This window comes from Chroococcidiopsis sp., from assembly GCF_051657925.1.
In the GTDB taxonomy this organism is placed as follows: domain Bacteria; phylum Cyanobacteriota; class Cyanobacteriia; order Cyanobacteriales; family Chroococcidiopsidaceae; genus Chroococcidiopsis.
In genome coordinates this window covers 14,742-26,819 of record NZ_JBOFLP010000058.1, presented here as the reverse complement: position 1 = coordinate 26,819, position 12,078 = coordinate 14,742, and the positions used below count along the sequence as shown (strand labels likewise).

The following is a 12,078-nucleotide window of genomic DNA, read 5'->3' as shown; positions in this document are numbered from 1 at the left end:
GTAACTTTCTCCTCTACACCCTAAACTGAGATCTTGATTCAACCGTAAAAACACGGATTTTTCCTCAAGTACTAATTTTACTTTTACGTAATTTTACGTTTTTCTTTACTGTATTTACAGTAGTAACGTTTGTATCTAGAATAAATACAAAATATTTTACCGAGATTAGCGATGGAAAATTCTCAGCTCCAAAGAGGAACTCCTACATTTATCCGTATTGATAGTGGATTGCGGCATAAATTGAGACATCAAGCGTTTGCTCAAAATACTACGCAATACGATTTACTAAACAAAATCGTAGCTGAATGGTTAAATTCTCAAGCACAAATGGCAATACAGTAGGAATTGCAAATGAGGAATTTTTTGAAACAAGAAAATGCTAGATTGTTGCAACAAATTGAAATATTACAGAATTGTAATGATGCAAAGAATTTAGAAATTGAGCGATTGCGACAACGGATTAGAGAATTAGAGCAACATCTGAACCCATCTGCTGTATAGGAGGAATATGGAAGCGATTCTGTATCAAGGGCAATTTGCAGCATGGTGCAAAGGTGGATGCGGTAGGTTTAGAAAACCGCATTGTTATGTAGAAAACTCGCCAATTTGCTGTATGTGTGCTCGTTCGATGGAGTTGGAGTTAGTAACACAGCCTAAGTTTAAACGGCGTAACAACGTCATGACTGTTGGTTCTGGTAATTCCCTTAAAAACCGAGAAATGCGAGTAGCCGATCGTTTACTCAAATTACTAGTTCAACCGCAGCGATCAAGCGATTTAGCGCAAACTTTAGGATGTAACTCTCAACATTTAACGGCAGTAGCGCGAAACTTAATTGAGGAAGGAAAAATTATTGCAGCAAGGGAGCAATCGAAAAATCCTAAACTGTGGTACGCATTACCGGAACAGCGAGAACAGCTCATTCAACTTACAACCAATGGCAAATCGAACTACTAGGAGAGCGTATGATTTCAAGCAAATGGCGCGAGATGCTTGGAGCGAATGGGAGTGGCTCGATGTTGCTAGCCATGAAAAAGCTCCTCACGATCTACTCAAAGCTTGTTTGAATAACGTTTATTCGGTGCAATTTTTCCAAAAATACACTGCTTGGGGAATCATCAACCATCTGATGGTACGCCGTCACGATGCAAAACCGATCCGCTCCTGGTCGGATATGCAAAGGATTAAAAACGAGCTAATCGGGAGCGATCGCGTAGGAGTTGAAGTTTACCCTTCTGTTACTGACGTAGTAGATGATGCCAATATCTACCACCTTTGGGTTCTACCTGCTGGATATACTTTACCCTTTGGATTGCATTTATGACACTGACTCACGTTTCTGAAATTGTCTCGCCTCAAGAGCAAGCAAAAATTCTCAGCGCTTGTCCTGCCGCTCACACGCTCGAAGGTATATCGGTTGAGGATATCGAAGCAATCTTACAATGGGCTGAGACAACTAGGTTAGCTAATCTCTGCTTGGATATGGCGATCGCAGGACAGCTCAATATTATTTTGATTAACGGCGAACCTTGTTTTAGTACGGCTGAAGATGTTAAAGCAGCATGAGCGAGAAGTAACTGTAATTGCTCCCAACGGCAATACCCCATCCTTACCGATGGGGTGGACGGTGATGGGTGAGGATAAAGAAGGAGAGCGAGCTATCTTTTACCATGAAGAACTGGAGCGGATTAGCTAGCTTGAAGTTCTGCATCAAATTTTAATGTTTGATCTAAACTCTTTCTTATTACCTCTGAAACCGCAATATCAAGCCTTTCCGCTTCTGCTTTTAAGCGTTCTAGCTCTTTATCAGTTAATCTGACCCTAACCACATTTTCTCTTGCCATGACCGTAGGACAAATAGGCTACAATAGAATTATACTTTAGAAAAGCTACCTGATCTGCGTCAACAGATCAGGAGTTACACAATTAACATACGTTATATCTATGATACCCAATGTAGATCGATTGGAGTACGGTGCGCCGCATAATACAGAAGCGGAAATCGCGCTGATCGGAGCTTTACTATTTGATACAGCAGCATTCGCGCAAATTGGCGATTTAGAACCAGAGCATTTCTACCACAACAACCATCAGCTGATATTTACCGCGATTAAGGATCTAGCAGCGCGATCGCAACCAACCGATTTGGTTTTCGTGACAAATTACCTGCGAGAGAAGACTTGGTTAAAGACGGTTGGAGGGAAAACAGCATTAGCTAAAATCTGCCAACAATGCGTAACATCGATAAACGTTGCAGCATATGCAGTAGAAATCAAAGCTCATTGGGAGCGGCGGGAGTTAATACGACAGGGAGAGGAGTTAATTCAATCCGCAAGAGATGAGTTTAGAGCAGTAGCCGAACCTGTAAAGAAGTCAACAAAAGCTGCAAGGGCAACGTCTGTAAAGTTATCCTTTGAGCAGTTGCTCTCTAAAGTAGATGAGATGTTTGAGCTGTACGAAGATGACCCAGCTCGGTTTGAATACGAACTATGGCAGATGCATCTAGAGTCAGGGATGCCAGTGTCAAAGATTCGCGCTCTACATCGGCTACACAAGGAAGGAAAGAAGAAATTCAACCCGATTGACGTTACAGATTTCCTAGCTAATGGACCATCCGAGCGGGAATGGCTGATCGGTAGCTTGATTGGCAAAGGAACCACAATGGTATTAGTTGCTGATGGTGGAGTAGGTAAATCGCTTCTCGGATACGATATTTGTAAAGCGATCGCGACGGGACAGCATTGGAACGGATACCCAACGCAGCAAGGCAAAGTTTTAATCGTACAGACTGACGAACCAGAAATCGATACTAGGGAAAGATTGGATATCGCTCGATTTGGTGAGATTCCTAAAGGTACGGTAAGCATTATTAATGATTGGCAGTTTAGCCAAATTAAGCAATTAGAAAAATGGATTGAAAAAGAGCGTCCGGCTTTTGTCATGATTGACAGTTTGAGCAGCGCTAACCGTACGGCTGATGAAGATGAGAAAGATTCATCGTATGCTTATCCGCTCTACGATCTGCGTGATATAGCGAACTCGTATGGATGCTCAATTGTAGTGTTGCACCATGAGAACAAAGCAGGATTATCGAGAGGAACGACAGCAATCAAGAATGCTGTATCGGAGATGTGGCGATTACGGCGCGGTGAGAAAGTAGAAGCATTAACCCCGAATCAGCGCATCTTAGAAATTGTTAAAACTCGCTCTGTAGATTTCTCTGCTATAAAAATTGAGCTGAATGTAGAAGATTATAGCTGGCAGCACCAAGGAGAGTTTGGAGATTACACGCTGGATAAAGGTAAATTACCTCTATCCGCAAGGGTTTTGCAATACTTACAAAGCTCACGCGGAGTTAGATTTGAACCGGAGGAGCTAACCCATGAATTTGCTGGTAGTACTAGGGATGCAATTCGCATGGCGTTAGAGCGGATGCGGAAAAAAGGATTGGTACTTTCTGAAGAACGACTTAAGCATCGAGACAATGGAGCAGTTAGATACAAAGTTTATTACTGCCCTTTACTAAATCGTTCAGCAGATACTCAAATTCAAGCACCATCAGACATTGAGCTGCTGAACGCACCTCAAGAGCTGCTGAACGCATCCGAAATACCGTCTTCTAGCGTTCAGCGGCTAGACACTACACAGCAAGGGGATTCGAGAGCTGCTGAACAACAAAATTCGATAGATGCGATAAATGTTGAAACACTTCCTCCAGTTGGACAAAAAGTAACAATCTCATCCGGCTCTGAAAACATGGATGGTAAGGTAGCCATTGTTAAGGAATACTCTAATGAGCCAGATGGGATTTACTGTGCTGTCGTAATAGAAACTGAATGTGAATATAAAGGGTATAAACTTCATTACAAACCAGAACATTTGCTGTGGTAAAATATGATACTAGTACTTCTTATGTATGTATCAGTTTTTATCTCAATCGGACAGATATCGAATTCCAGAGCTAATGTATTCTGATGCATTAGCAGCAGAAATAGGAGGCAAGCGAGAGGTAGTATGCGGAGCTGGACGGATAGATGTTTTAACTAGTAAAGAAGTAATTGAAGTTAAGCGCATAGCTAATTACAAAGAAGCTGTAGGACAGGTTACGCTTTACGGAACGTACTATCCAAGCTTAGGCAAGAGAATTCATCTAATCGGACATCCTACATTAGAAGAAAAAGAGGATATTGAAATCGTTTGTAATCGAGCAGGAATAAGAGTTACATGGGACGAAATGAAAGTTGGAGTATCTGTATCCTTACCGAAGTTTTTAAAAGACCATATCGATCAAATTACTCTCCTTTACGAATTTTTAAAATGGTCTGCACCTAGAGCGTGGGAAATTTTTTATTTAGCATTAAAATTTAGACTTGCACCCGAACATTGTCAGCAATTATGTCATTCAATGTTAATTGAGAAAATGGTTGAAATAGCTCCTTTAAAACCTTGGGATGAAAGCCAATCTTTTTACATACCAATCTTAAAGGATGAAACTGTTAGATTTGGTAATGATGTAACTCGCTCTGAGATTTTTGAATCTTTTATGCGTAGTAGAAATAATTAAGTAATGCCATAATGCATGAATAGTTAACTTGTACTACTCATGCAGCAACTCGATTTATTCCCCGTGCCCGAACAGCCGCAGCCAAAGCAAAACCGATCCTTAAGGGTAGGCGATCGCATCCGCGTACCTACTTGGGGATGGCAAAAAGCAACCGTAATCGGATTGAAACCTGTTGTCGTAAGGTTTGATGGTAGAGAGGAGGAAACGCGCTTATCAGCTCAAAATGTTAAAGGTGTGGAGCTAATAGAAGATGCAAGCTAGCTTTACCTCTCCCTTGCCACCTACTTTAAACGAGCAAATCGACTATGCCCGTGGAAATCGCTACAAAAGTGCTGAAATTAAAAAGCGCTGGACGAACGCGATCGCGACCGAGTGCGGTGTTGCAAAACTTCCGTTTTTTCCTGGGCTAGTATGGCTGAGCTTTGAGTGGCAGGTAAAAACACACGCTAGAGATCCCGACAATATCGCTGCCAGTAGTAAATACTTACTCGATGGCATGGTAGCAGCAGGGGTAATAGCTAAGGACAACTTAACGATTATCCAATCTCCAATCATCCACCACTACGTTAAAGGAAGCGATCGCGTCATCGTCACGATTAGCGATACTTACATTTGTGGCGGCGGCGGAAAATCAAGCGGGTAAGCTGCCCGTTTGAAGTTCAACCCATACAGGAAATCTTTGTGAAATTGAAAAGTTCTGCCAGCCTGACAATCAGCTACGCAGTCACCATTAATTAACAAATCGCCATCGTTGTCGGCAATCGTCGTGATTCCGTTATCTGGGCTATTATTATTGCAAGCTTCTAAATCGTCCAATTTTGAAGAGGGACAAACCACCCACCACTTATCTCTTTCGTCGTATTGAGCTTGAGTAAAATTATGTTCGTTGCGCTGCCAACCTAAATAAATCTCTTGCTCGCTCTCGCTTAAATCTTCCATCGATCTGCCTGCTAAACTTACCAACAAATCGTCTAATTGTTCTATGACGCTTGACATTTTTTTGCTCGTTTCTAAGAAGTCAACTCATTCTTAGCTTTGAAATTTTAAAATGTCAAACTTGCCTGCCCAGTGCCGTTTGTAGTGCTTGAACTCTCTGGTAAAACAACAACATTTGTGCGTCAGTCATTAAGGAACTAAAGGCAACAAACGAAAATCTTTTTGTCAGGTGTCCGAAAGCAGTCCCATTAAGGTTATAAGCGGCAGCATATAGATCGAGCGTTCCCGTATTTACCGTAGTGCTAGCTGTGCTTGTCGCGATCGGAACGCCATTTTTATAGAGCCTTTGGTTATCGTTCGCAAATCTCGATCCTCCCCAGAATCCAGCAGTTGACGATTGCGTAACTGTAGCGTAAGTAGAATTGATACTGTGATTGAAAACATCTTGAGAGTTACTAGCTCCTCTACCCAAGAATGTTCCGTTACTCCCGCCTGCTCCCAAATACCAATTATTAGTACCACCTGTAATATTGCCTTCTCTCAAATAGAAAGCAACTGTAGGAGTTGCGCCAAGGTCATTAATCGCGATCCTTGAATTTAAGTATTTATTCGCCGCTCCAAGAATTCCTTGATTCTCTGAATAATTCCCACCTGAATATCCGAAATTAGAATAATTTAACTGCTTGCCTGGAATGTATTTCAACTTAACTAAAGCCGAATTTAATGAGTTTCCAGCAAATACTCCAACATCTAACAACAAATCCCAAATACCATCGATTTTACACTCTTTAACAAAGTTATCGACGGCTTTTAAGGAAGAAGTATTTATACTTCCTCCTACTTGAATAATTCTAGCTCTATAGTCTTGAGTTGCAGGTTGTAAAATCGAACGATTTGCTCGTTTGGTGTAGAGCGGACAAGGCATAGTTAATCTTGTAAGATTGCTAATTCGATAAAAAACTGTTCGCCGCTTGCAGGACCATACGCAGCCAAAGCTTGCAGAATTCCAAATAAAGAAGTGCCTCCATTAAGTTTGAAAGCGTATTGGTTGTTAGGAAAAGCGCCAATAAAAGAAACGCAGTCGGCTCCTTGGATAGGAGAAGTGAAGTCAATATATCCCAGCCGCACCGTTCGATCTGCCCACTGTTGAGCAAAGGTAGCATTGTCGTTGGGCACTCCAGGAACGCCCGCGTACAACCACAACCGGAAGGAAGCGTTTGTTAAGTTATTGTTATTCTTGGTCAATCGAGCGCCGACGACTACGCCGCTACCTGCGTCAATTCGAGCGCTAGACGCAAAGTTGATTGGCTGTGGCGTAGATGTAGAATTGGTAATAGCATCGTTTGCAGCATAAACTGTCGTGTCAGCAGGACGGGTTAACGTTGCTTGAACTAGCGTTGTTTTTCCACCGACAGAACCGATGAAATTTTCTCCAGATGCTATAGCATCGCCGCTACCGCCACCGCCGCCACCGCCGCTATTAACACCACGCTCGATCATCTCATCGACAATCGCTTTGGCTAACGCCTGCTCTCTGCTACTGTAATCTACTTGAAAAGGCATGTTTCACACTCCAAAATAATGTCCTCTACGGCGTATGGATTGCAATCGTTCTGGACGAATTTGAGTACTCGGTTGCGGCGGATCGGCAATTGCTACATCTATAGGAATTGGAAACTCATCTAACTTTCCTTCAGCTAATATCGCCGCCCAAATGTGTTTGCAGAATTTTCCTGGATCTACTCCAGCGTCGCTATTACTCCAATTCCTATCTACTTGCTCCGATAAAGATTGAGCGTTAGGATTTTTAGATGCGCGTTTGGTAAAATCTGGGCAGTTGCACGAATATGTATAATCAGTCATATTTCAATCTTGCTCTCTTATTTTCCAAGCATAAGTAATAACTACTGGTACTCCTACAGCATCGTAACCGACTACTCCTCCAGAAGCATTATATCTTGGTTGCAATCTTACAACCCGTTCGTCCCAATTTGTTAAAACTGTTTCTCCGTTTGATAATGTTACTGAATGCTGCTCTATTTCTGGATAATAGAAAATAATTAATCCATTTTCGCGCAATCTAACTTCATACGGAGTAAGCTGTTCTTCGGGATTGGGATTGTCTTCATTCTTTTCAGCATAAACAGTAGCAACAGCGCCATCTATAGTAACGCTGTATCCTGCGGCGAAATCAATTTTTTCAAAGGTAGAATTAAATTTAGCTGGTAGATAAAATGCTGAAATTGAGTTTATGTTTCTAGTCTCATGTGGATAAAGAGTACTGTACGTTTCTTGCTGCGGTATAGGAATTGACGGCGTTACTCTCCAACTTAAATCTATAACTAATTGTGAAAGATTGTTTTTTAAAACTCCACAATTTACCGATTGTGTATAGTAATCGCCACTGACAAAATGAGGTGGATTGACAATTTCTGTAGCAGAAATCGCGTTAGTCTCAGCAGTTCCTTGAATTACTATCCATTTATGAGTTGAAAGATTCCATTCCAAAATTGCATTCGTATGAATCCAACTCGTTCCATCCCATTTAAATTTTCCTACTACCAATCCTTCATACAAATTTGCCCAATCATCTAATCTTAAATCCCAATAGTAAATAGGCTTGTCTACGTAGTCAATTCCATCATTTGTTACCAATCTACGTAAAGTTAGAGGAGGATAGTTAGGATCGGGTTTGATTGCAGTATACAAAACAGCATTAGGATCGGGAACCCAGCGATTATTGTGCCAAATAAAAGGTAAAGCTAAAAGACCTTCTTCTAAATTAGTCCAAACGCTCTCTTGATAAACAAAACCTCCATCTATTATATCGTTAAACGGATGACCTGTTGCTGGATTAATTAGCGGTAATCCAGGTACTAAATATTGATATTTGTATCCCGAAGAAGTCAGTGCATAGCGAGTTGGCGGCGGTGAATACTCTTCTAGAATACTTATCCATTTGTTACCATTCCATTTCCAACCGCTCTTGGTGATTAACTGCGGGTAAACTAAAGCGAGTCCTCCCCAGTTTCCATATGCAGCAGGATCGTAATAATTAATTACACTTCCATCTACTGCATAATTAGTGGCTGGAGGACTAGTAAAGTCACTTACTGATAAAAGCGGTGTTTCTGGAGGTTTTAAGTTCTCTTTACTAAATTGAACGTTTACTCCATTTGCTAAAAATTGACTACTTGCGCTCGTAAGAATTGGCATTTCGTGATGTTCCCAACAGTACTCATTATCAGTAAATAACTGTCTTAAAGAGTTGCCATATAAAACAATTCCATCATTGAGATGAATGACAAAAGTAGCATTGCCTAAAAATGTATAGCTATTAATTACTGCCATAACTAAGCTTCAATCCAAGTATAGTAAATTGCAATCGGTACTTGTACGCATCCAGGACCAAATAAAACAAAACCAGTACTGAATATGACGCACTCTCGATAATTAGTAGGTACTGGCGCTAATGGATTAACGTTGTAAACGGGCTGTCCTGTGCTAGTTAATCCAGTTTGTACGTAAGGAGCGCCATTAAAGCTTAATATCCTTACTGCTGGCTCTCCATCAATAAAAACATCATATAAACTCGAATCGCTAATGTAAACAAAAGCAAAAGTCGAAATAAGCTCGAATGTATTAGTTCCATCCATGTAGGGAAGTGGAACATAAAGACTGCCGTTTTCAGGTATTGTAATCTCGTACTTATCTCTAAAATGAGTAGGTTTGGTAAATTGAGTTGAACTCCAATTCAAATAAGATGCATTATCTTTCAAGAATCCATAATTTATCGATTGCGTATAAAAATCAGTAGTATTAAAAATCGGAGCATTGTTACTACTTTCAAATCTTACATTTACTCCTGACGCTAAGTTTTTGTTATCTAGATGTGTAAATTCGACTCCTGAATGCCCTAACTCCCAAGCATTACCATTCCAACCGTAAGCACTCCAGCAGTAAGTATTATCGGTAAATAATTGCCTTAATCCTTGAGAGTTTAAGACAATACCACTATCTAAATGAATTAAAAACGTTCTCGCTCCAATTGCCGTATAATTGTTAACTACCGCTAAAAAAAAATCTAATAGCGCTGTAGATGTAATGAGATAATTTTTATAAAAAGCGATCTTAAATAAAAATACGCTCCCCCAAGTTGGATGGTTTATAGTTTGAGAGACAATTGTATTGGTCTGAGTTGAATCTTTATTCCTCGCTAAACCAAAATACAATTTTCTCGCAAACATGTTCGTGCCAGAAGTGTAAGTGGTCGCCCAAAAACTACCTACATCCGATACATCAACTGCTGCCGTCCAAGGTTTGACGTGGATGTCTTGGATTCCCGATGTTGCTTTTTGAAAGTTTAGTGTCCCATAAAATTCAAATTCAGAGATCGCTAAAATATTTGTACTACTAGCATTAAGTCCAGTTTGCAATATCCTCATCCAGCGATAGCCGACACTCGGAGGAGTAATAGAATAACTTCCCCAAACGCTAGCTATATTTGCCATAGAAGCATCGTTAACGCGAGTGTCTAAATCTACCCAAGTAGCAGCAATAATCCCTGCTGGTGTGTTTGCTCCAACGTTGTTACTTCCTTGTAATTTCCAATTTCTAATTGCCGAGCTTGCAACATTATGGTTTTGCAAAGTATAACTATTCGGAGTAAATAAAACATCCTCTCCTAAATCAATTGCTATCCAAGCAGCAGCAGCGTTAGTAGTATTGTGAGAATCAGTAGTACGGGAAGTAAGGTTAGTAACCGATCCGCTATTTGTGGCGCTAGCGATTACAGTTACAGTTGCAGCAGTATGAGGATTTGTCCAGGCTGTTTCTTGATTGTTGTAAGTACCGCGATAGTAACAAATACCATTATTATCGCCATTACTACTATAGGTAAAAGTTATAGGTTGAGGATTAACTCGTAACCAAACAATTTTGTTGTTCGCGCTCGGTACGGCAATAACCAAAGCTAATCTATCTTCAACATGTTCTGGGTCTGCTTTGAGATAGTAGACGTTGCTCCAATTACCATCTGTAACTCCGGCGTATGTAAAAGCAAAAGCGTTACTCCAGTCAGTAGAAGCATACAACCCGCCTTCTACAAGCGCGTAAGCTACTCCACCTCTTCCAACATCAACTCCATAGCAAGGGTAAGTAATCGGGCGCGTAACGCTATTTGCAGCAATGTCAATTACCCACAATCCCGTCTGTCTGCATCCTACATAGATTTTTTGATTATTTGAATCTACTGCTACTTGCCGTGCTTGAGTGCAAGCAAGTACTGGAGTCGTGGTAGCTTCCCAATTCTGGTAAGCTCCGTCTACTACATCTAGTAAAGTTACTCCGGTTTCATCATATTGGACGATTTGAGTATTACTGTAGCGATGTACGTCATTATCAGTTTCTCGCCAGCCATGCATTTTAGGAGCAGCAGCAATTTTAGGATTGCGGTAAACGCATTTGACAATTCTATCCGTATAAGTGTTGCCTTCAAATCCTAGATGTTTGCGTACCGACCATTTGTAAGTTGCAACTCCTATATCTCCACCTGTAACAATATCAATTCGATAAAGTTCGGGAAATTTCCCCGTCCAGTTACCCGCTAACCGTACTTTTCCATTTCCTAAAGGTAGAGCTAAAGAATCAAAAAATGGAGTAGTAGCAGTACTTCGATGCCCGAACATTGCTTGAAATACGCTTGGTACATTTCCAACAATATCTAAGATTTCATCTGTATGCGTGTAAACCGATTGCAAATCCGTGCTGACACCAAGAGTACTACTTTTCCCATGCATCATTAAGTTGAAAATTGTGCCGACATGAGCGGTTTCCTTCCATTCTTTATTGAATCTCGTATTATAGTTGTCGTTGTTTATAGTTACTGTATCCCAGCGAATTTCAGTGTTGCTAGCTCCTCTAGCAGGAGTTGTAGTAATAACAGCATTGTCTGAATGAAACCAAAGATTAGTATATTCTTGTTGAGGTTTTTTACCGAAGTAAGTTGATAGATAAAAGAACTGCCAGTATCTTGTATCAAAGAATCTTCCGCCAAAATCTAGCAATCCAGTTTTAGTAATTCCAGTAGCGCTAGGAAATTGAATGCGATAGTAAACGTCAATATAATCGTAAGCTCCTTGAATGCAAGTTGTAGCTAAAGATAAATAAGCGATTGCTTTTGCGTTTGTATACGTACCTTCTTCTCTAATTAATCCGATTCCTTGAAAACTCCGAGCGAAACCTGTGTAATCGATCCGATTGTAAAGCTCTCCATAAGGAGGATTGGCTTCTTCGTACCAAGTAGGAGATGTTAGCCCAGTAGGGACGTATCCTACTCCTAAAGGCGTTCCAATCTGATATGTACCGCTTGTAGGATTGAGATTGGCAAAAATTCCTATAACTGCGCCTACTCCAGCTCCAAGAGATTTTAAAATTAAATTCTGCGATTCCTCTCCGAGTACTAATTTAAAAGTATTATTAGGAATTAAATTGTCTTGCTCAATTATTTGTTTGATTTCTCCAGATTTAGCATCAACAATTCTAACTTCAACTGCACCTTTAATTTCAATACTCATAATTA

Annotated in this window: 17 protein-coding genes; 10 read left to right on the top strand and 7 right to left on the bottom strand. The window is 40.6% G+C overall.

Features of this window, described 5'->3' with window-relative positions; all coding sequences use genetic code 11:
* Nucleotides 1–171: 171 nt before the first annotated feature.
* From ACRC32_RS04415 to ACRC32_RS04390, 6 genes are read left to right on the top strand one after another with little or no spacing between them, the layout of a single operon-like run.
* Entirely contained in the window at nt 172–342 is a 171-nt protein-coding gene (locus ACRC32_RS04415; RefSeq protein ID WP_438552843.1) for a hypothetical protein, read from the top strand.
* A gap of 9 nt (nt 343–351) precedes the next feature.
* Nucleotides 352–501 (top strand): hypothetical protein, encoded by a 150-nt coding sequence (locus ACRC32_RS04410; protein WP_438552842.1) that lies wholly within the window; start codon nt 352–354, stop codon nt 499–501.
* A gap of 7 nt (nt 502–508) precedes the next feature.
* Nucleotides 509–955: a hypothetical protein gene (locus ACRC32_RS04405; protein WP_438552841.1), complete on the top strand. Its 447-nt coding sequence runs from the start codon at nt 509–511 to the stop codon at nt 953–955.
* Complete coding sequence (locus tag ACRC32_RS04400) at nt 936–1,322, top strand: DUF7694 domain-containing protein (RefSeq protein ID WP_438552840.1); 387 nt, start codon at nt 936–938, stop codon at nt 1,320–1,322. The genes ACRC32_RS04405 and ACRC32_RS04400 overlap by 20 nt, the downstream gene beginning before the upstream one ends.
* Nucleotides 1,319–1,564 (top strand): hypothetical protein, encoded by a 246-nt coding sequence (locus ACRC32_RS04395; protein ID WP_438552839.1) that lies wholly within the window; start codon nt 1,319–1,321, stop codon nt 1,562–1,564. The genes ACRC32_RS04400 and ACRC32_RS04395 overlap by 4 nt, the downstream gene beginning before the upstream one ends.
* Complete coding sequence (locus tag ACRC32_RS04390) at nt 1,548–1,694, top strand: hypothetical protein (protein ID WP_438552838.1); 147 nt, start codon at nt 1,548–1,550, stop codon at nt 1,692–1,694. Before ACRC32_RS04395 ends, ACRC32_RS04390 begins: the two co-directional genes overlap by 17 nt.
* Here ACRC32_RS04390 and ACRC32_RS04385 read toward each other — a convergent pair.
* Entirely contained in the window at nt 1,687–1,842 is a 156-nt protein-coding gene (locus tag ACRC32_RS04385; RefSeq protein ID WP_438552837.1) for a DNA-binding protein, read from the bottom strand. The two genes, ACRC32_RS04390 and ACRC32_RS04385, sit on opposite strands and share 8 nt — an antisense overlap.
* 100 nt (nt 1,843–1,942) lie before the next feature.
* On the opposite strand from ACRC32_RS04385, the gene ACRC32_RS04380 reads away from it, so the two are divergent.
* The 4 genes from ACRC32_RS04380 to ACRC32_RS04365 are packed head-to-tail and all read left to right on the top strand — an operon-like array spanning nt 1,943 to nt 5,205.
* The gene (locus ACRC32_RS04380) at nt 1,943–3,889 is read left to right on the top strand and encodes an AAA family ATPase (protein ID WP_438552836.1); all 1,947 of its coding nucleotides are present in this window, start codon (nt 1,943–1,945) and stop codon (nt 3,887–3,889) included.
* A gap of 25 nt (nt 3,890–3,914) precedes the next feature.
* Nucleotides 3,915–4,562 carry a hypothetical protein gene (locus ACRC32_RS04375; RefSeq protein ID WP_438552835.1) on the top strand — a complete coding sequence of 216 codons (648 nt, stop codon included), beginning with the start codon at nt 3,915–3,917 and terminating at the stop codon, nt 4,560–4,562.
* A gap of 39 nt (nt 4,563–4,601) precedes the next feature.
* A complete protein-coding gene (locus tag ACRC32_RS04370) occupies nt 4,602–4,823 on the top strand; it encodes a hypothetical protein (protein WP_438552834.1) in 222 nt (73 codons plus the stop codon).
* Nucleotides 4,813–5,205: a hypothetical protein gene (locus tag ACRC32_RS04365; protein ID WP_438552833.1), complete on the top strand. Its 393-nt coding sequence runs from the start codon at nt 4,813–4,815 to the stop codon at nt 5,203–5,205. The genes ACRC32_RS04370 and ACRC32_RS04365 overlap by 11 nt, the downstream gene beginning before the upstream one ends.
* Here the strand turns inward: ACRC32_RS04365 and ACRC32_RS04360 are convergent.
* From ACRC32_RS04360 to ACRC32_RS04335, 6 genes are read right to left on the bottom strand one after another with little or no spacing between them, the layout of a single operon-like run.
* Complete coding sequence (locus tag ACRC32_RS04360) at nt 5,169–5,558, bottom strand: hypothetical protein (protein ID WP_438552832.1); 390 nt, start codon at nt 5,556–5,558, stop codon at nt 5,169–5,171. The genes ACRC32_RS04365 and ACRC32_RS04360 overlap by 37 nt on opposite strands.
* 55 nt (nt 5,559–5,613) lie before the next feature.
* Nucleotides 5,614–6,423 carry a hypothetical protein gene (locus tag ACRC32_RS04355; protein ID WP_438552831.1) on the bottom strand — a complete coding sequence of 270 codons (810 nt, stop codon included), beginning with the start codon at nt 6,421–6,423 and terminating at the stop codon, nt 5,614–5,616.
* Between the two features lie 2 nt (nt 6,424–6,425).
* Nucleotides 6,426–7,061 (bottom strand): hypothetical protein, encoded by a 636-nt coding sequence (locus ACRC32_RS04350; RefSeq protein WP_438552830.1) that lies wholly within the window; start codon nt 7,059–7,061, stop codon nt 6,426–6,428.
* Between the two features lie 3 nt (nt 7,062–7,064).
* The gene (locus tag ACRC32_RS04345; protein WP_438552829.1) at nt 7,065–7,361 is read right to left on the bottom strand and encodes a hypothetical protein; all 297 of its coding nucleotides are present in this window, start codon (nt 7,359–7,361) and stop codon (nt 7,065–7,067) included.
* Between the two features lie 3 nt (nt 7,362–7,364).
* Entirely contained in the window at nt 7,365–8,849 is a 1,485-nt protein-coding gene (locus ACRC32_RS04340) for a hypothetical protein (RefSeq protein ID WP_438552828.1), read from the bottom strand.
* Nucleotides 8,850–8,851: 2 nt separating this feature from the next.
* Nucleotides 8,852–12,073: a hypothetical protein gene (locus tag ACRC32_RS04335; RefSeq protein ID WP_438552827.1), complete on the bottom strand. Its 3,222-nt coding sequence runs from the start codon at nt 12,071–12,073 to the stop codon at nt 8,852–8,854.
* Between the last annotated feature and the right edge of the window lie 5 nt (nt 12,074–12,078).